Origin of the sequence: Flavobacterium sp. DSP2-3-1 (assembly GCF_049896865.1) — a bacterium.
Classification (GTDB): Bacteria; Bacteroidota; Bacteroidia; order Flavobacteriales; family Flavobacteriaceae; genus Flavobacterium.
This window is the reverse complement of sequence record NZ_JAFCVD010000011.1, coordinates 106,984-125,280: the sequence shown is the minus strand read 5'-3', so window position 1 is coordinate 125,280 and position 18,297 is coordinate 106,984. Positions and strand designations below refer to the sequence as shown.

Genomic DNA, 18,297 nt, shown 5'->3' with positions numbered 1-18,297 from the left:
TTCAATTCTTAAGTACAACTCCTTCTCCAATTGCAGCTAAAAAACAAGAGTTACCAAAGCTCTGCAACGCTTTGCATTAAATAATTACTCCAAAAACTTCGTGATTACAGCATAAAGCGTTAATGGACTCAAATAAAAACACCTAAAAGTAAAAATATTTCCCAATTTGAATTTTTAAAACCATTCAAACACTTATTTTTGCGCTATGGCAAAGAAAAATACAGACAAAGTTGTCTTTCATCAAATAAAAGTCCTTGATGCTGGTGCAAAAGGCGTTTCGGTAGCAAAGGCTCCCGATGGAAAAGTAGTTTTTATCCCGAATGTAGTTCCGGGTGATGTGGTTGATGTGCAAACTTTCAAGAAGCGCAAAGCCTATTACGAAGGTAAAGCGGTTCATTTTCATGAATATTCCGAGCATCGTATAGAACCTATTTGCGAGCATTTTGGTGTTTGCGGTGGTTGTAAATGGCAGAATATGAAATACAGTCAACAGTTGTATTACAAGCAAAATGAGGTGAAAAATCATTTGCAACGCATTGGGAAAATAGAACTTCCTGAATTTGAACCGATTCTTGGTTCAGAAAAACAGTTTTTTTACAGAAACAAAATGGAGTTTTCTTTTTCGAACAGCCGTTGGTTGACTGAAAAAGAAATTGACAGCACCGAAGATTTAGGAAACAGGAATGCGCTTGGTTTCCATATTCCGAAAATGTGGGACAAAATTCTCGATATTAATAAATGTCATTTGCAGGAAGATCCATCGAATGCAATTAGAAACGAAGTGAGAGATTTTGCTAATGCAAATGGACTGACTTTCTTTAATCCAAGAGCTCATGAAGGTTTATTGAGAACTTTGATGTTGCGTACATCTTCGACTGGTGAAATCATGGTTTTGATTCAGTTTTTTGAAAACGACAAAGCCAATAGAGAATTAATCTTAGATCATCTTTACGAGAAATTCCCTCAAATTACTTCGCTGCAATACGTAGTGAACAACAAAGCGAACGATACTTTATACGATACTGATATTAAATTATACAAAGGAAGAGATTACATTTTGGAAGAAATGGAAGGGTTGAAATTTAGCATTAATGCAAAATCTTTTTACCAAACCAATTCTGATCAAGCCTACGAATTGTATAAAATAACGCGTGATTTCGCCGGTCTTACCGGAAATGAAATTGTTTATGATTTATATACAGGAACGGGAACTATTGCACAGTTTGTTTCTAAAAAAGCAAAAAAAGTAATTGGTGTAGAAAGTGTTCCTGAAGCGATTAAAGATGCTAAACTGAATGCAGAACGCAATGAAATCAAGAATTGTGAGTTTTTTGTCGGCGATATGAAAGTGGTTTTCAACGATGATTTCATCGCACAACACGGTCATCCTGATGTGATTATTACCGATCCGCCAAGAGATGGAATGCACAAAGATGTAATTGAACAAATAATGAAAATTGCTCCTGAAAAGGTGGTTTATGTAAGTTGTAATTCGGCTACACAAGCGCGTGATTTGGCTTTAATGGACGAAAAATACAAAGTAACTCGTGTACGTCCTGTGGATATGTTTCCGCAAACGCATCACGTGGAAAATGTTGTACTTTTGGAAAGAAGAAAATAGTAGTCCGTTTGCAGTTTTAAGATTCCAGAAAGTGTAATCCACAACACTAAACACTGAATATTATTGTATGAAAAAGATATTTTTATTGTTATTGTTTTTTGCTTTCACTTTCTCCAGTTGTGAGAAAGACGACATTTGCGATGCAAATACTCCCACAACGCCACGATTGGTGATTAGTTTTTATGATTTTTTGAATCCTTCAGTTTTAAAAAACGTATCTAATCTGAAAGTTGTTGGTGAAGGAATGACCGATGGAATTCTTTTTAACGGCAGCCAAACAACCAGCGGAAATACCATTTCAATTCCGTTAAAAACTGTTGGAACAAGCACAACCTATAGTTTCACATTAAATTCAGGAAATCCTAATCGTGCATTGGTTGATGAAGACATTATAAAATTTAATTATACCACACAGGAACTTTTTGTTTCCAGAGCGTGTGGTTACAAAACAATTTTCACATTAGATCCAACAAATCCATATACGCATACCGATGCAACAGCAGAAAATCAAAAATGGATAAAATTTATATCGGTTGAAAAAAGTAACATCGAAAATGAAAATGAAACACACATTAAGATCTTTTTTTAGTATTTGTCTCCTATTGTCATTGAATTTGGTGCAGGGGCAAGAGACTACTCCTGTCAAAAGCGATCCAAAAACCACCAAAACAGACCAGATTATTCCTGAAGCACCTATACCATTAGTAGAAATTAAACCAGCTTTGAAAAAGAACGATTCAATTCCTGTAAAGACCGATCGTTATGGCGTACGTGTGGGTGTTGATTTATATAAATTGACACGCGCTCTTTATGACAAAAATTATAAAGGAATTGAATTAGTGGGAGATTATCGATTGACTAAAAAATATTTTTTGGCTGCAGAATTAGGGAATGAAAATAAAACTACGGATGATGATCGCGTCAATTTCACTACTAAAGGTTCATACATAAAAGCGGGTTTTGATTATAATGCTTACGAAAATTGGCTGGATATGGAAAATATCATTTCTATAGGTATGCGTTACGGTTTTAGCACATTTAATCAGCAATTGAACAGTTACAGAATTTACAATGCGAATCCATATTTTGGAGAAGTCCCTGTAATTCCTTCTGGTAAAAAGTTTGATGGATTGTCCGCTAGTTGGATTGAAGTCGTGGCAGGAGTAAAAGCCAAAGTATTTGATAATGTGTTTGTGGGTTTTAGTCTTCGATTGAACCGATTGGTAACCAATAAAGAACCTGAAAATTTCTCCAACTTATATATTCCAGGATTCAACAGAACCTACGATGGTAGTTTTGGAGTAGGATTCAATTATACAGTAACTTATTTTGTTCCTATTTACAAGAAGAAAGTTGCTCCAAAAAAAGTAGAGAAAAAATAACCGCCAATTCGCTAATTTTTATTTTTGGTGAAAATTAGTGAATTGGCGGTCAGTATTTTAAAAGTAGAATGTCTTAGGATTTTTAAGCTATTCAATTTCCTTAATTCCTTTCATGAAAATCCACTTCATGAATAATTTCTCTCCATCTTTGGTTTTTACCGCATGAAATTTTGGCGATAAGAGTGTCCCAATGAAAAATGCAGTTAACGGAATCCAAAATCCGGTTAAATTAGTATAATGTTCCACTAAATACCTGGCGGAAATAAATAATATTGCAAAACATCCAAGTTGATATATAAATGCTCGTATTTGTAATTTGGTCATAATAAATTATAAATTGTGAGTTATGAATTATAAATTTTTAGTTGATTACTCCTGACCATCTTCTAAAGTCTGATTCGTAGAATCTGAATCCTGAACAGCCTGAAATTTCGTTCTTTTACTTCCTTCATACATTTCGTATTTGACCAAACGTGCCTCTAAACCAGCATTAAAAAGTTTAATTTTTCTCGAAGGTTTCAGTCCTACATATTTCAGTGCTTCCAAGTTCGCTGTAATCATCCAGGCATTCGTTCCAGGGTAATTTTTCTTTAAGGTATCCCCAATATTTTTGTAGAATTCTTCCATGTGAATATCCAGACGCTCATCATACGGCGGATTGAAAACAATCTGCAGTTTTCCTTCCGAAGTTTTTTCAGTGTCAAAAAAGTTCTTTTCTTCAATAGAAATATACTCGTCAAGATTGGCGTTTTTGATGTTGTCTTTGGCCTTTTGAACCGCACTTGGTGCTTTATCGTAGCCTTTTATGGTGTAATGAAACTCACGAACGCGTTTTAATAAACTGTCGGAAATACTATCAAACAAATCATTGTCCCAATCGTTCCATTTTTCAAAAGCAAATTCTTTACGGTTGATGTTTGCCGGAATGTTGCAGGCAATCATGGCAGCTTCGGCTAAGAACGTTCCCGAACCACACATTGGATCCAAGAAATCTGTTTGACCGTCCCAACCGGAAAGCAATAGAATTCCTGCTGCCAAAACCTCGTTTATAGGAGCAATATTCGTTGCGGTTCTGTACCCACGTTGGTTCAATGCATTTCCTGAAGTATCCAATGCAACTGAAACTTGGTCTTTATCGATATGGATGTTGATTCTTAAATCAGGATGTACTTTATCAATACTTGGACGTTGTCCGGTTCTTTCTCTGAACTGATCGACAATCGCGTCTTTACATTTTTGGGAAACAAATTCCGAGTGATTAAAATATTCCGAATGTACTGTGGTATCAATCACAAAAGTCTGATTGGCAGTCAGTAATTTAGACCAATTCACCCCAGAAATACCTTTGTATAAAGCCTGTTCGTTATTTGCCTTGAAAAAATAAATAGGTTTCAGGATTTTCAAAGCGGTACGCAAAGACAAATTTGCTTTGTACATAAACCCCTTATCTCCTTTAAAACTAACCATTCTCACACCTTGCTCTACGCTTTGCGCGCCAAGGTTTTGCAGTTCTTTTGCTAATATTTCTTCAAAACCAAAAAAGGTTTTGGCAACCATTTTATAATTATTTTCCATTTGCCCCCTCTGTCCCCTAAAGGGGAAATTGTTATCGTTATATTCGGCAAAAATACACTAAATTTGCATTAATCGAATTAATTGAAAAAGAATAAATGTCTGCAACACAAAATCCACCGACTGAAAATCAACTGAAATCAACTGGAAACTGGTACACTTCCTGGTTTGACACTCCATATTATCACATCCTTTACAAAGATAGAAACTATGGAGAAGCTCAGGTTTTTATGGATAATATTACCCATTACTTAAATCTTCCTGAAAACGCAAAAGTACTGGATTTAGCATGTGGTAAAGGCCGCCATTCTATTTATTTGAACCAATTAGGTTTTACGGTACTTGGAGCTGACCTATCTGAAAACAGCATTGCCGAAGCCACTAAAAATACGAATGAAACCCTTCATTTTAAAGTACACGACATGCGTGAACCTTTTGAAGAAAAATTCGATGCCATTTTCAATTTATTTACCAGCTTTGGTTATTTCGAAAATGACGAAGACAATCTCACTACATTAAAGGCCATCAAAGAAAGCCTGACGGAATATGGTTTTGCCGTGATTGACTTTATGAATGTTGCTCAGGTCATCCAAACGCTTATTCCGGAAGAGACAAAAACGGTTGAAGGCATCGATTTTTATATCAAACGTTATTTAAAAGAAGGTCATATTTACAAAGAAATTGACTTTGAAGATAAAGGCCAAAAATTTCATTTTACTGAAAAAGTAAAAGCTTTAACATTAAAAGATTTTGAGGAATTAATGGAAGAAGCCGGAATTTATCTATTGGATATTTTTGGTGATTATAAATTAAAAAAATTCCATAAAACAGATAGTGAACGCCTAATCATGATTTTTAAGTAAATGAATTACCTTTTACCATTACTTTCCGTAATCATCGGATATATTGTCGCCTTGAGTATCCGACCAAAGAACAAAATCAACCTAAAATTGCTGTTGGCTTTCAGTGGTTCTTTCTTACTTTCATTGACGGTAATGCACTTATTACCTGAAATTTATGAAAGTGCGAACCGAAACATCGGACTCTTTATCATGCTGGGAATATTGTTCCAGATTATATTGGAATTTTTCTCAAAAGGAGCGGAACACGGTCACGTTCACGGACAGGAAACAATGACGCAAATCCCTTGGTTATTATTTATTAGTCTTTGTATACATGCGTTTCTGGAAGGATTTCCCGTAAGCCATCATCATGATTTAGCGATAGGAATTGCCATTCATCACTTGCCTATTGCTATCATTCTGACTACCTTTTTTACCAATGCCAGTTTGAATAAAAAAGCCATTTTTTTCTTCATGATCACCTTTGCAGTGATGACGCCGCTGGGAACCATTTTATCTGATTATCTGCCAATATTAAACGTTTATTACACTGAAATCACAGCCATAGTAATAGGAATTTTATTTCATATTTCATCCACCATTATTTTCGAAAGCAGCGAAGGACACAAGTTCAATATCGCAAAGGTTTCGATGATTGTAATAGGAATTGCGTTGGCGTATTTTATATAATTTTATAATTTGGGCGTGACCGCAAGAGTCGGGCTATTCGCTGTAAATGAAATTGACCGAATTCCGACTAAAATAAAAGTAAAATGAGGTAATCTTTTTTCATTTCGCTAAATCTACATGATAAAAAGGATTTCCGCTATTATCCCTCACCGAAGAAAAATAAATGCACGGACAACTCGCGAGTTTTCCCTTCAAAAAAAACATGAATATGGAATTCACGAAAACCACCGAACAATCCTCGAAATACGAACATTTAGAAAAAATGTCGGTTCAAGAATTGTTATCTAATATCAATCAGGAAGACAAAACCGTTCCGTTTGCCGTAGAAAAAGCTTTGCCAGAAATAGAACGTTTAGTCACTGAAATCGTTGCCAAAATGAAACTCGGCGGACGATTATTTTACATTGGCGCCGGAACCTCGGGGCGTATTGGAATTCTTGATGCCTCGGAGTGTCCGCCAACCTTTGGCGTTCCTTTCGATTTAGTAATTGGGATCATTGCCGGTGGTGACGCCGCCATTCGTAAAGCCGTAGAAAATGCCGAAGACAACGCAACACAAGCCTGGATTGACTTGAAAGCTTTCAATATAAATGAAAATGATATTGTTCTTGGAATTGCCGCTTCAGGCACAACTCCTTATGTCATTGGAGGATTACAAGCTTGCAATGAAAATTATATTACTACAGGAAGTATTTCTTGCAATGCCGAAAGTCCACTTTCGAAAACGGCAAAATTCCCTATTGAAGTGGTTGTAGGACCCGAATTTGTAACCGGAAGCTCCCGAATGAAAGCAGGAACGGCACAAAAAATGGTACTCAATATGATAACAACCGCCACCATGATTCAACTGGGAAAAGTGAAAGGCAACAAAATGGTCGATATGCAACTCAGTAACAGCAAACTCGTGGATCGCGGCGTAAAAATGATTATGGGTGAAATTCCCGTTTCCTACGAACAAGCCGCTGACTTATTAAAAAAACATGGTAGTGTGCGAAAAGCAGTCGATTATTTTACAGCTCAATAAACAGATTACAGGCAAACATTTTTGAGTACATCAAAAAACTTTAAACCATAAATTAAACAATGGCAACCAACAAAGAACTATTATCCAAAGGAATCAAATATTTATCAGGAGCTTTACCGTTGATCTTTATTGGTCCGACCTTAATATATAATGCCTTTATGAACAAACAGAATGTGTGGCATTATGCGATTTTAGCCATAGGAATAATTGCTTGTCTGGGGGCAATGTATTTGATGTTCTTGGGTTTAAAAACAATTATGAAAAGCTTATTTAATGACTAATGGAAAACTTAATTCACGTTCATAAAACATTTGAAAAAATAGTTTACATCGATAAAAAAGTAAACAATAGAGAATTTGAGGATTGCATTTTTAAAAACTGTGATTTATCAAATAGCGATTTCTCTTATAGCACATTTATGGATTGTGAGTTCATTGATTGTAATTTGGCCATGACTAAATTATCCGGAACTAGCTTAAAAGGTGTACAATTCAACAACTGTAAATTGCTGGGAATTCAGTTTGAGGAATGCGATGACTTCTTGTTCAATGTAAGTTTTCAGGAATGCGTTTTGGATTATTCTTCGTTTATGAATAAAAAAATGCCAAAAACAAAATTTAATTCTTGTTCGTTGCGAGAGGTCAGTTTTGTTGGGACCAATCTTACGAGTGTTGTTTTTGACAACAGTAATTTAAATGGTGCTGTTTTTAACAATACACAATTAGCCGGCGCCGATTTTTCGAAAGCAACTGATTTTAAAATTGATCCTGAATTCAATCCGATGAAAAAAGCAAAATTTTCGACACAAGGAATTATTGGTCTTCTGGACAAATACGATATTAAAATACAATAATGCATTACCCCGGATGGAAGTGAAAACCCGCAAGGCTTAAAGCTATTTTTTCTTGACTAAAAAGAGCGACCAAAGGAAGCTCCTTTTTTGTCAATAGAAAAAAAGATTTTAGACTTGGGAGTTGCAACGTACAGCTGGATTAGGTCCTAAAAAAATAAATAATTTAAAAATGAAAAAAATAACATTCCTCCTCCCACTATTGCTACTGTTGTCATGCTATGATGCGGAGCGCAATTGCAAAGATTTCAAAACCGGTAAATTCAAATTTGAATATGAAGTTGACGGTATCCAGAAAACAACTGTTTTTGAACGTAACGACAGTATAGAAATAGAAACTTTTGAAGGGAAGATTGACACCGCTTCGATACGATGGGTAAACGATTGCGAATATGTTTTACTGAAATTACATCCAAAAAACATGGCAGAAGAAAAAGCCATTGGCATGAAAATCTTGACAACCACAAAAAATTCATATATCTTTGAATTTGGTATGGTGGGTTCTGACGCTAAACAAAGAGGAACGGTTACAAAGATTGCTGACTAAATAATATAAACTATAATAAAATAATCATGGAAGTATTTTTAAATCCGGATGCGTGGATTGCCCTTTTAACATTAACATTTCTGGAGATTGTGTTAGGAATTGACAATATCATTTTCATATCAATTGCCACTGGAAAATTACCTGTCGAACAACGTAAAAGAGCCACAAAAATCGGAATGTTTCTTGCCATGTTCATGAGAATCGCGCTTTTGTTTGGTATTAATTTATTAATTCAAATGAAAGAACCTTGGTTTCATATTGATTTCAGTTGGTTTTCAGCGGGAATAACAGGTCAAAGCCTTATTTTACTGGCGGGTGGATTATTCTTAATTTACAAGAGTACGAATGAAATTAGAGAAAAAGTAGACGAAAAAGGGCATGAAGAAAAAGAGTTAGGAAAATCGGCCACAAAATCGTTTCAAAATGTACTTTTTCAAATTATAATGATTGATTTAGTTTTCTCTTTTGATAGTATTCTTACCGCGGTAGGTATGACTAACGGCGTTGAAGGTGCTTTGTATATTATGATTACCGCTGTGGTTATTTCTGTATTAATTATGATGCAATTTGCTGTTCCTGTTGGAAACTTTGTCAACAAGCATCCTTCAATTCAAATACTTGGTTTATCGTTTTTGATTCTTATTGGAATGATGCTGCTTACTGAAAGTGCTCATTTATCGAATGCTTTAATCTTTGGAAGTCACGTTTCACCAGTACCAAAAGGGTACTTGTACTTTGCGATATCATTCTCATTATTAGTTGAAGTACTAAACATGAAAATGAAGAAAAATAAATAATAAAATTTTTTATTTAATAAAAAAGCTCCCTTGCGGGAGCTTCTTTTATTCTAAAGATAATGTAATCTGACCGTCATCGTCTAATTGAATACCCGCATCATCAGCATCCGTTTCTCCTTTTACTTCTAAATCCTCAGGGATAATCTCAACAGGGATTTCATATGGTAACGATTCAAGCAGGTTTACTTGTTTCAGCTTATCGGTTGTCAATTGATTTCCTAAAGCTCTAAATCCTTTTACGGAAATAAATGATTCTATGTCTACCGTTATAGTCTCTTTTTGAACTCCTTTTATTTTTGTAAAAATTAATTCTGCTACCGGACGATAATCTGTTGATACAATCTCTAATTGTGAATTAGGATGCTCCGTGATAAAACTTTCTTCTTTATTTTCGGTTTCCACCAAAAAACGTTTGATGTAATACCGCTCTTTATCGCCATCATAATAAATAGCTGAAATTGGTTTCTTCGGAACCCATTTTTCCAAAACTACCATATCTTCATCAAAATGAGTAGATAGTTCCGGTGTAATTACTTTTATTTTCCCGGATTGCGATATGACTAAAATTTTATCATTTGGTCTGAACTCCCCCAATAACTCCCCTCTTGCATCTACGTTTAAGCGCTGCACAGTGTCGTCAAACCAGACTTTTCTTGGCAATAAAGTAGAAATTCCTTTCTCCTTCAGTTCTATTTTTTTAATTGGATATTTAGTTACCAAATTTCCTTTGGAAGCCCTCCCTTTTATCGTTAAACTGGCAAAATCAATATCGAATTTCAGTTTTTTGACACTTCCTACCTGACGCAATAAAATCGTAATAACTTCCGCTTCTCCATTTGGATTACATGAAAAATACACTACTTGAGAACCTGCCGTTTCATTGGTTAAATCATACGCTTTGTCTCGGGTCACTCCCGAAACATTAAATCGTTTTATATACGAAGGCCCGGATTTTCCATCACGGTAAATCATGTTATAAATGGTACGCTTGTCGCTTTTGTCAAAAATAGCAATGTGTATAATATCTTTTCCCACAAAGGTCTTAGCATCTACTTTTGTAATCATCATTTTCCCGTCACGCAGAAAAACAATTACATCATCAATATCAGAACAATCTGTAACGTATTCGTCTTTCTTCAAGCTAGTACCCACAAAACCTTCTTCTTTATTGACGTATAATTTAGTATTTCGTAAAACTACTTTGGTCGCTTCGATATCATCAAAAATACGGAGCTCCGTTTGACGTTCCCGACCTTTGCCGTACTTCTCTTTTAATCTAGTGAAATAGGCAATCGCAAAATCAATCAGATTTTCTAAATTGTGTTTTACTTGTTCAATATCCCCTTCCAACGATTCGATTTTATCCTGCGCTTTATTACTGTCAAATTTGGAAATACGCATAATTCGGATATCCAATAAACGCAAGATATCTTCTTCGGTAACAGCTCGTTTTAAGTGTTTTGTATGCGGTTTCAAACCATCATCAACCGCTTTCAGTACGCCTTCTCTAGTCGTTTGCTCTTCAATGTCACGATAGATTTTATTTTCGATAAAAATACGTTCCAACGAAAGAAAATGCCATTGTTCTTCCAATTCACTCAATTGAATTTCGAGTTCGCTTTTCAGTAATTGAACTGTTCTGTTCGTTGAAATTTTCAACATTTCCGAAACCCCAATAAACAACGGTTTGTTATCCTCAATCACACAACCTAATGGTGCTACCGAAGTTTCACACGCCGTAAAAGCAAACAATGCATCAATCGTTTTATCTGGAGAAACACCCGGGAAAAGGTGAATTAATATCTCAACCTCAGCTGCGGTATTGTCCTCAATTTTCTTGATTTTGATTTTACCTTTCTCATTTGCTTTCAAAATACTGTCAATCAAAGTGGTCGTATTTGTCGAGAACGGAATTTGGGTAATGACTAAAGTATTTTTATCCAGCTGCCCAATTTTGGCACGTACACGTACACGTCCGCCACGCAATCCATCATTGTAATTGGACACATCAGCAATGCCTTGTGTCAAGAAATCCGGATATAAGGTAAATGGTTTTCCTTTTAATATTTTTATGGACGAATCAATTAACTCATTGAAATTATGAGGCAACACTTTCGTGGAGAGACCTACCGCAATTCCCTCTGCTCCAGAAGCCAATAATAATGGAAATTTTACAGGCAGATTGTTGGGTTCTGCACGACGACCATCGTAAGAAACACCCCAATCCGTAATTTTTGGACTATAAATAACCTCCAGAGCAAATTTAGACAAACGCGCTTCAATGTAACGGGAAGCCGCAGCACCATCGCCTGTTAAGATATTCCCCCAGTTTCCCTGACAGTCAATCAATAATTCTTTTTGTCCAATTTGTACCATCGCATCACCAATACTCTGATCTCCGTGAGGATGATATTGCATGGTGTGTCCAACAACATTGGCAACTTTATTATAACGGCCGTCATCTAATTCCTTTAAAGAGTGCATAATTCTGCGCTGAACCGGTTTAAAACCGTCCTCAATCGCCGGAACTGCACGTTCCAGAATCACATACGAAGCGTAATCCAGAAACCAGTCCTTATACATTCCCGTAACTTTGGTAATGGTATCGTTTCCGTCTTCTTGATTATCGTAAAAATGCTGGCCTCCCGTAGAAATTATATCTTCAAAAACATCTTCTCCAACTGTATTTTCTTCTTCTTGACCTTCCGGTAATATGTTGTCGTCTTCTTCGTCTTTCATTATCTCGATTCCGAAATTAATTGTATTAAATCCTCTCTGCTTGGCAGAATTGTTTTGTATTTACTGGCAAAAATTTGCTCATTATTTTCTGGTAAAGTATATTCTACAACCAAATCACTTTTGTTTTGGCATAAAACAATTCCTATTGTTTTATTTTCGTCTTCCAAACGCATTTCTCTGTCGTAATAATTGACATACATTTGCATTTGTCCTAAATCTTGGTGTTTTAATTCGCCTATTTTTAAGTCAATCAGCACAAAACATCTAAGAATTCTGTTGTAAAAAACCAAATCGATTCGAAAATGTTTATCGTCAAAAGTAATTCTGTTCTGTCTTGCGACAAAAGTAAAACCATGACCTAATTCTAATAAAAAATGTTCTAGTTTACTGACAATTTCTTCCTCTAATTCCGATTCAGAATACTGATGCAATTCTGGTAAACCCAAAAATTCTAAAATATAAGGATCTTTGATAAGGTCTTTTGGTTTCTCTATAATCTGACCTTGCTCCGAAAGTTTCAAAACTGCTTCTTTGTCCCGACTTAAAGCCAATCGTGTATAAAGAGCTGAATCATATTGTCGTTTTAATTCCCGAACACTCCAATTGTATTTCTCAGATTCTATTTCGTAAAAACGTCTTTCTTTTTCATCGTCAATTCGCATTAAGAATGAATAATGAGACCATGTCAATTTAAAAAATGACGAAAATGTTTGATAATCAAATTTATTTAAATCCGCAGACACCGTCTGCGTTTTTTCAGATTTGAATTCCGCAGTCAGTGATTGCGTATTTCGAATTTCTAAAATCCGCAACACTGTAGCGGATTTTGAATAAATTAAATGAAATTTTCTAATTCTTTCTAAAACATCAATTGAAAATCCTTTTCCAAACTCAATAGTCAACTGTTCAGAAAGTCCTTTTAGTAGTTGCTTTCCATATTCAGCTCGTTCTTTTCCGCTTTGCTCTTCTTCAACAATCATTCTTCCTATTTCAAAATAGGTATACACCATTGTTGTATTTACGGTGCGTAAAACCTGTTGACGGGCATTTTGCAATAGCGCGATTACTTGTGAAAATAAAATTTTATTTTGTGGATTATCTGAAACTGTATTTTCTTCGTCTTTCATTAAATATATTCTATTGAATACTAATTAATTTAATTTTGTTCTAAAGATTCTAAAAAGAATATTTTTCTTTACAAAGGTGTTCCTTTTTTGCAATTTGATTTTTATTTTTATCCATATCACTTTTTATAAGCGTACCGCACTCTTTATGATCATTACTCCTTATGATAAAAAAGGTAGAGGAAAAACTAATCACAAGTAATAAGGCGATAAAAATCAGTGTGTTTTTTGTAGGCATTTTATAAAGATTTAAACTTTCTCAATTACATCTAATTCTACTTTCAAATTCTTGATGATAAATTCTTGCCTGTCTGGTGTATTTTTACCCATGTAGAAAGACAGTAATTGTTCAATAGAAGTATTTTTATCCATCATAATAGGATCTAAACGAATGGTTTCTCCTATGAAATTTTTGAACTCATCTGGAGAAATCTCTCCCAATCCCTTAAATCGGGTGATTTCTGGTTTAGGTTTTAATTTTTCGATAGCATTTCTACGTTCTTCTTCAGAGTAGCAATAAATGGTTTCTTTCTTGTTTCGAACTCTAAAAAGTGGGGTTTGCAAGATATACAAATGACCTTCCTTAATCAACTCGGGAAAAAACTGCAGAAAAAAAGTAATCAGGAGCAAGCGAATGTGCATTCCATCTACATCGGCATCGGTCGCAATTACTATGTTGTTGTAACGCAATTTTTCTAATCCATCTTCAATATCGAGAGCGGCCTGAAGCAAATTGAATTCTTCATTTTCATAAACAATTTTCTTGCTCATTCCATATGAATTCAACGGCTTACCACGTAAACTAAAAACGGCCTGTGTATTTACGTCACGCGATTTGGTGATAGATCCGGAAGCAGAATCTCCCTCAGTAATGAAAAGCGTGCTTTCCAAATTTTTAGGGTTTTTAGTATCCGGAAGATGCGCGCGGCAATCTCTTAATTTCTTGTTGTGCAAATTCGCTTTTTTAGCGCGATCTGTTGCCAATTTGCGAATCCCGGATAGTTCTTTACGCTCTCTTTCGGCTTGAATAATTTTTCGCAATAATGCTTCTGCGGTTGGAGGATTCTTATGTAAATAATTATCCAATTTCGTTTTTACAAAATCGTTTACAAAAGTACGAACCGAGGGCATTCCCGGTTCACTACCCATATCTGTTGAACCTAATTTGGTTTTAGTCTGCGATTCAAAAACGGGTTCCATCACTTTGATGCTAATCGCAGTAACAATCGATTTTCGAACATCTGATGCTTCAAAACTTTTATTGTAAAATTCTCGAATAGTTTTCACTATGGCTTCCCGATACGCCGCTAAGTGCGTTCCTCCTTGGGTGGTATTCTGTCCGTTTACAAACGAGTGGTATTCTTCGCTGTATTGCGTTTTACTGTGTGTTAAAGCCATCTCGATATCATCCCCTTTCAAGTGAATGATTGGATATTCAAAATCTTCGGCGTGAATGGTTTCTTCTAATAAATCTTTCAGACCATTCTCAGAAAAATATTTTTCTCCGTTAAAAATGATAGTCAAACCGTTGTTTAGGTAACAATAGTTTTTGAGCATTTTGATAATATACTCAAATCTAAATTTATAGTTTTTGAAAATCGATTCATCCGGAATAAAAGTTACTTTGGTTCCTTTTCGCTTCGTTGTCTCAATAATATCTTCTTCGAGAACAAGATTTCCAGCAGAGAATTCGGCTGCTTTTTGTTTTTCATCACGAACGGATTCTACACGGAAATAGTTCGACAACGCATTTACGGCTTTTGTCCCTACTCCATTCAAACCAACTGATTTCTTAAATGCCAACGAATCGTATTTTCCTCCAGTATTCATTTTGGAAACTACATCAATCACTTTTCCCAGTGGAATTCCCCGTCCGTAATCCCGTACCGTAACCGTTTTGTCTTTTATCGTTACCTCGATCGTTTTACCGGCACCCATGACAAATTCATCGATACAGTTATCGAGAACTTCTTTTAAAAGAATATAAATACCATCATCCGGAGAAGATCCATCACCCAGTTTCCCGATGTACATTCCGGGCCGCATGCGAATATGTTCTTTCCAGTCGAGTGACCGAATGTTATCTTCGGTATATTGATTTTGTTCGGACATTGTAAAATTTGTGGATTTTGTGCTAATGTAGTGTAATTCGATACATTTTGAAATACCAAAGCACCAAAGTTATCAAGAATGATATTGACAAACGATTCGTGATTTAGGAGTAACGATTTTAGATTGCAGATTTCAAATTGCTATTAGTACTGCTATTAAAATTTAAAATTATTAATAATTTCTTTCAATTGATTATCCAACTCGGCATTGGAAATTTTATCATTTTCGACATCAAAATTAGCTTCGAAACTAGGCAATGAAAACGTTGTTTTAATATTTCCACCGTAAAATGGAAAGGCATTTTTTGCAATTCCTAAAACGCTTGCTCCACCTTTAGCTCCGGGCGAAGTTGCCATCAATAACATTGGTTTTTCCTGAAAAACTTTAGCATTTATTCTGGTACACCAGTCAAAGATATTCTTAAAAGCAGCAGAATAATTTCCGTTATTTTCTGCCATTGAAACCACTAAAACATCGGCGGTGGCAATTTTAGCTAAAAAAGCTTTCGCTAATTCGTGTTCCCCAATTTCTTCTTCAATGTCAACGGTATATATTGGCATTTGGAAATCGTTTAAATCCAAAACCTCCACTTTTGCATTTTCGAAAAGATTTGCTGTGTAAATCGCTAATTTTTTATTGATGGAGTTTTTGCTGGGGCTTGCGCCAAAAGCGATTATTTTCATAAGAAGTAGTTTTTTTTAAAAGTACTTAAAATTGGCTCTGCTACAAAATAATTAATCGCAGGCTAAGCGATTTTGAAATTAATAAAAAACTACGAAACTTCATTTTTATCTAAATCGATTTTACCCCAGATTACAATGGAAAGCATTTTTTGCATCAATCTCATTTTTTCTTGACCAAAAAAAGCAACTGGAGGAAGCTCCTTTATTGTTTTAGAAAAAAAAGATTGATCGTAAAATTTTGAAGTGGAAAGCTGGAATAGGCACAAAAAAAACTGCCCAATTGCTTGAACAGTTTTATAAAAATGAGATATTTTTTTCTACAAATCAAAAGACCAACCCGCAATTAAATTTAGACAGTTTGTTTTAATAACTCCCGATACACCATAATTAGAAGTACGATCAACTGTGTTTTGCAATCCTAAATTATCCCTAATTTCTATTGAAATTTTATTCTTCTCATTTAATTCAAAAGATTTCCCAAACCCAAAAGACACCCCATAATCTCCCGAAACGTATTCGGCTAAAGGAAAATTATATATTGAATCGGAGGAGTAAACAATATCACCTCCACTTTTATTCACAAAACTTGACTCTTTTTTATAGTTTTGCAAAAACGAAATAAAAACACCTCCATTAACAAAATAAGATTTGTTTTGACCAAAGCTATATTTCAAAAATAAAGGGACTGAAAAATACTTAAACTTATTATTTGTTTCTGCATTGATATTATCCCTTTGAATAAATCCAAATTCATTGAGGTAATCAACTGTAAAGTCAGTATTATAATGAACTATTTTTTGCTCTAAATTAAAGCCAGTACTAAGAGTTAAACTTTTATTTATTTTGTATTCAAGACTAATACCTACTTGAAAACCATATCCTGGTTTAGTTTCTTGAACAAAATCACTTCCTCTAAAACTAGTATAATTAGGCCCACCTATAATCCCTAAACTAAACTTACTTTGCGCAAAATTTAAATTGTTAAAAAAAGCAACAAAAAAAATAGTAAATAAAATTTTTTTCATACAATCTAAACATTAAATCTAAAATGCATTACATCTCCGTCTTTTACGACATATTCTTTTCCCTCTACTTTAAATTTCCCGGCTTCTTTACATTTAGCTTCTGAACCATATTGAACGAAATCTTCGTACGCAATAACTTCGGCACGAATAAATCCTTTTTCGAAATCAGTGTGAATCACTCCTGCGGCTTGTGGAGCAGTGGATCCAATATCAATAGTCCAAGCACGAACTTCTTTCACACCTGCTGTAAAATAGGTTTGTTGCTTCAATAATTTATAGGCTGCACGAATAAGAACTGACGCTCCAGGCTCCGTCAAACCCATGTCTTCTAAGAAAACCTGACGCTCTTCGTAACTTTCTAATTCGGTAATATCAGCTTCAGCACCAACCGAAAGGATAATCACTTCGGCATCTTCATCTTTTACCAACTCCCGAACCTGATCAACATATTTGTTTCCGCTCACGGCTGAATTTTCATCCACATTACAAACATACAATACTGGTTTTGCCGTAATCAATTGAAACCCTTCCATCAAAATTTCCTCATCATTATTTTGAGGAGTAACCGTTCTGGCAGATTTTGCCTGAAGTAACGTCTCTCTGATTCGGTCTAAAAGTGCTTTTTCGGTTTGCGCTTCTTTGTTGCCTGTTTTTGCGGCACGATTTACTTTTTCCAGACGTTTTTCAACGTTTTCTAAGTCCTTCAACTGCAATTCGATATCAATCGTTTCTTTGTCACGAATTGGATTTACATTTCCGTCAACGTGTACGATATTATCGTTGTCAAAACAACGCAAAACGTGAATAATGGCATTACATTCTCTGATGTTTCCAAGAAATTGATTCCCTAATCCTTCTCCTTTACTGGCACCTTTTACCAATCCTGCGATATCAACGATATCAACCGTTGCCATTTGAACGCGTTCCGGTTTCACCAATTCTTCTAATTTTTCAATTCTCGGATCTGGTACATTTACAACACCTATATTCGGCTCAATAGTACAAAAAGGAAAGTTGGCACTCTGCGCTTTTGCATTGGATAAACAATTGAATAATGTTGATTTTCCAACATTTGGTAATCCTACAATTCCTGCTTTCATATGTGGATAATATTTTATTTTTAATGGAATATTGTGTCGTGAACCTGTTGTTATTTCGCAACCGATCTTACGAAACTTTTTTTACGTATCACACGCTATTTGTGAATTCAGCGGTCGCTCAAAAGTTTGCAAAGATAAGATTTTAATAATATTTAAATTGATAAAAATCGCAGTTTAAACAGGTATCAT

Annotated in this window: 19 protein-coding genes; 10 read left to right on the top strand and 9 right to left on the bottom strand. The window is 35.1% G+C overall.

The window, feature by feature from the left end:
• Window positions 1-205 precede the first annotated feature (205 nt).
• The 3 genes from rlmD (at window position 206) to ACP7AT_RS13310 (ending at window position 3,003) form a co-directional block, all read left to right on the top strand.
• Entirely contained in the window at window positions 206-1,621 is a 1,416-nt protein-coding gene (gene rlmD, locus ACP7AT_RS13320; RefSeq protein ID WP_426064842.1) for a 23S rRNA (uracil(1939)-C(5))-methyltransferase RlmD, read from the top strand.
• A 67-nt stretch (window positions 1,622-1,688) separates the two neighbouring features.
• Window positions 1,689-2,210, top strand: coding sequence for a DUF6452 family protein (locus ACP7AT_RS13315; protein WP_426064840.1), 522 nt, complete (start codon window positions 1,689-1,691; stop codon window positions 2,208-2,210).
• A complete protein-coding gene (locus ACP7AT_RS13310) occupies window positions 2,182-3,003 on the top strand; it encodes a DUF6048 family protein (protein WP_426064839.1) in 822 nt (273 codons plus the stop codon). Before ACP7AT_RS13315 ends, ACP7AT_RS13310 begins: the two co-directional genes overlap by 29 nt.
• Window positions 3,004-3,090: 87 nt before the next feature.
• Here ACP7AT_RS13310 and ACP7AT_RS13305 read toward each other — a convergent pair whose 3' ends face one another.
• Both ACP7AT_RS13305 and ACP7AT_RS13300 read right to left on the bottom strand, forming a co-directional pair.
• Window positions 3,091-3,327, bottom strand: coding sequence for a hypothetical protein (locus ACP7AT_RS13305; protein ID WP_426064838.1), 237 nt, complete (start codon window positions 3,325-3,327; stop codon window positions 3,091-3,093).
• A 45-nt stretch (window positions 3,328-3,372) separates the two neighbouring features.
• The gene (locus ACP7AT_RS13300; RefSeq protein WP_426064837.1) at window positions 3,373-4,578 is read right to left on the bottom strand and encodes a THUMP domain-containing class I SAM-dependent RNA methyltransferase; all 1,206 of its coding nucleotides are present in this window, start codon (window positions 4,576-4,578) and stop codon (window positions 3,373-3,375) included.
• A 95-nt stretch (window positions 4,579-4,673) separates the two neighbouring features.
• Between ACP7AT_RS13300 and ACP7AT_RS13295 the strand changes: the two genes are divergently transcribed.
• The 7 genes from ACP7AT_RS13295 (at window position 4,674) to ACP7AT_RS13265 (ending at window position 9,325) form a co-directional block, all read left to right on the top strand.
• Window positions 4,674-5,438: a class I SAM-dependent methyltransferase gene (locus ACP7AT_RS13295; RefSeq protein ID WP_426064835.1), complete on the top strand. Its 765-nt coding sequence runs from the start codon at window positions 4,674-4,676 to the stop codon at window positions 5,436-5,438.
• A complete protein-coding gene (locus ACP7AT_RS13290) occupies window positions 5,439-6,107 on the top strand; it encodes a ZIP family metal transporter (protein WP_426064834.1) in 669 nt (222 codons plus the stop codon). It begins immediately after the preceding gene.
• Window positions 6,108-6,315: 208 nt separating this feature from the next.
• Window positions 6,316-7,131, top strand: coding sequence for an N-acetylmuramic acid 6-phosphate etherase (murQ, locus tag ACP7AT_RS13285; protein ID WP_426064833.1), 816 nt, complete (start codon window positions 6,316-6,318; stop codon window positions 7,129-7,131).
• A gap of 59 nt (window positions 7,132-7,190) precedes the next feature.
• Window positions 7,191-7,412, top strand: a complete 222-nt coding sequence (locus ACP7AT_RS13280) for a DUF6095 family protein (protein WP_091206510.1) — start codon at window positions 7,191-7,193, stop codon at window positions 7,410-7,412.
• Window positions 7,412-7,984, top strand: a complete 573-nt coding sequence (locus tag ACP7AT_RS13275; RefSeq protein ID WP_426064832.1) for a pentapeptide repeat-containing protein — start codon at window positions 7,412-7,414, stop codon at window positions 7,982-7,984. Before ACP7AT_RS13280 ends, ACP7AT_RS13275 begins: the two co-directional genes overlap by 1 nt.
• 169 nt (window positions 7,985-8,153) lie before the next feature.
• Window positions 8,154-8,528: a DNA topoisomerase IV gene (locus tag ACP7AT_RS13270; protein WP_426064831.1), complete on the top strand. Its 375-nt coding sequence runs from the start codon at window positions 8,154-8,156 to the stop codon at window positions 8,526-8,528.
• 26 nt (window positions 8,529-8,554) lie between these two features.
• Window positions 8,555-9,325: a TerC family protein gene (locus tag ACP7AT_RS13265; RefSeq protein ID WP_426064830.1), complete on the top strand. Its 771-nt coding sequence runs from the start codon at window positions 8,555-8,557 to the stop codon at window positions 9,323-9,325.
• A 45-nt stretch (window positions 9,326-9,370) separates the two neighbouring features.
• Here the strand turns inward: ACP7AT_RS13265 and ACP7AT_RS13260 are convergent, their stop codons facing one another.
• The 7 genes from ACP7AT_RS13260 to ychF form a co-directional block, all read right to left on the bottom strand.
• Window positions 9,371-12,064 (bottom strand): DNA gyrase/topoisomerase IV subunit A, encoded by a 2,694-nt coding sequence (locus tag ACP7AT_RS13260; RefSeq protein WP_426064829.1) that lies wholly within the window; start codon window positions 12,062-12,064, stop codon window positions 9,371-9,373.
• Window positions 12,064-13,191 (bottom strand): PDDEXK nuclease domain-containing protein, encoded by a 1,128-nt coding sequence (locus ACP7AT_RS13255; protein ID WP_426064828.1) that lies wholly within the window; start codon window positions 13,189-13,191, stop codon window positions 12,064-12,066. The genes ACP7AT_RS13260 and ACP7AT_RS13255 overlap by 1 nt, the downstream gene beginning before the upstream one ends.
• Before the next feature lie 49 nt (window positions 13,192-13,240).
• Complete coding sequence (locus ACP7AT_RS13250; protein ID WP_426064827.1) at window positions 13,241-13,426, bottom strand: hypothetical protein; 186 nt, start codon at window positions 13,424-13,426, stop codon at window positions 13,241-13,243.
• Between the two features lie 11 nt (window positions 13,427-13,437).
• A complete protein-coding gene (locus ACP7AT_RS13245) occupies window positions 13,438-15,300 on the bottom strand; it encodes a DNA topoisomerase IV subunit B (RefSeq protein ID WP_426064826.1) in 1,863 nt (620 codons plus the stop codon).
• Between the two features lie 155 nt (window positions 15,301-15,455).
• A complete protein-coding gene (locus ACP7AT_RS13240) occupies window positions 15,456-15,983 on the bottom strand; it encodes an NADPH-dependent FMN reductase (protein WP_426064825.1) in 528 nt (175 codons plus the stop codon).
• A gap of 317 nt (window positions 15,984-16,300) precedes the next feature.
• The gene (locus ACP7AT_RS13235) at window positions 16,301-17,008 is read right to left on the bottom strand and encodes an outer membrane beta-barrel protein (RefSeq protein ID WP_426064823.1); all 708 of its coding nucleotides are present in this window, start codon (window positions 17,006-17,008) and stop codon (window positions 16,301-16,303) included.
• A gap of 5 nt (window positions 17,009-17,013) precedes the next feature.
• Complete coding sequence (gene ychF, locus ACP7AT_RS13230) at window positions 17,014-18,108, bottom strand: redox-regulated ATPase YchF (RefSeq protein WP_426064822.1); 1,095 nt, start codon at window positions 18,106-18,108, stop codon at window positions 17,014-17,016.
• Window positions 18,109-18,297 lie beyond the last annotated feature (189 nt).

Coding starts and splice junctions, on each gene's coding strand:
- rlmD (WP_426064842.1), top strand. CDS start 206: ATGGCAAAGAAAAATACAGACAAAGTTGTCTTTCATCAAATAAAAGTC.
- ACP7AT_RS13315 (WP_426064840.1), top strand. CDS start 1,689: ATGAAAAAGATATTTTTATTGTTATTGTTTTTTGCTTTCACTTTCTCC.
- ACP7AT_RS13310 (WP_426064839.1), top strand. CDS start 2,182: ATGAAACACACATTAAGATCTTTTTTTAGTATTTGTCTCCTATTGTCA.
- ACP7AT_RS13305 (WP_426064838.1), bottom strand. CDS start 3,327: ATGACCAAATTACAAATACGAGCATTTATATATCAACTTGGATGTTTT.
- ACP7AT_RS13300 (WP_426064837.1), bottom strand. CDS start 4,578: ATGGAAAATAATTATAAAATGGTTGCCAAAACCTTTTTTGGTTTTGAA.
- ACP7AT_RS13295 (WP_426064835.1), top strand. CDS start 4,674: ATGTCTGCAACACAAAATCCACCGACTGAAAATCAACTGAAATCAACT.
- ACP7AT_RS13290 (WP_426064834.1), top strand. CDS start 5,439: ATGAATTACCTTTTACCATTACTTTCCGTAATCATCGGATATATTGTC.
- murQ (WP_426064833.1), top strand. CDS start 6,316: ATGGAATTCACGAAAACCACCGAACAATCCTCGAAATACGAACATTTA.
- ACP7AT_RS13280 (WP_091206510.1), top strand. CDS start 7,191: ATGGCAACCAACAAAGAACTATTATCCAAAGGAATCAAATATTTATCA.
- ACP7AT_RS13275 (WP_426064832.1), top strand. CDS start 7,412: ATGGAAAACTTAATTCACGTTCATAAAACATTTGAAAAAATAGTTTAC.
- ACP7AT_RS13270 (WP_426064831.1), top strand. CDS start 8,154: ATGAAAAAAATAACATTCCTCCTCCCACTATTGCTACTGTTGTCATGC.
- ACP7AT_RS13265 (WP_426064830.1), top strand. CDS start 8,555: ATGGAAGTATTTTTAAATCCGGATGCGTGGATTGCCCTTTTAACATTA.
- ACP7AT_RS13260 (WP_426064829.1), bottom strand. CDS start 12,064: ATGAAAGACGAAGAAGACGACAACATATTACCGGAAGGTCAAGAAGAA.
- ACP7AT_RS13255 (WP_426064828.1), bottom strand. CDS start 13,191: ATGAAAGACGAAGAAAATACAGTTTCAGATAATCCACAAAATAAAATT.
- ACP7AT_RS13250 (WP_426064827.1), bottom strand. CDS start 13,426: ATGCCTACAAAAAACACACTGATTTTTATCGCCTTATTACTTGTGATT.
- ACP7AT_RS13245 (WP_426064826.1), bottom strand. CDS start 15,300: ATGTCCGAACAAAATCAATATACCGAAGATAACATTCGGTCACTCGAC.
- ACP7AT_RS13240 (WP_426064825.1), bottom strand. CDS start 15,983: ATGAAAATAATCGCTTTTGGCGCAAGCCCCAGCAAAAACTCCATCAAT.
- ACP7AT_RS13235 (WP_426064823.1), bottom strand. CDS start 17,008: ATGAAAAAAATTTTATTTACTATTTTTTTTGTTGCTTTTTTTAACAAT.
- ychF (WP_426064822.1), bottom strand. CDS start 18,108: ATGAAAGCAGGAATTGTAGGATTACCAAATGTTGGAAAATCAACATTA.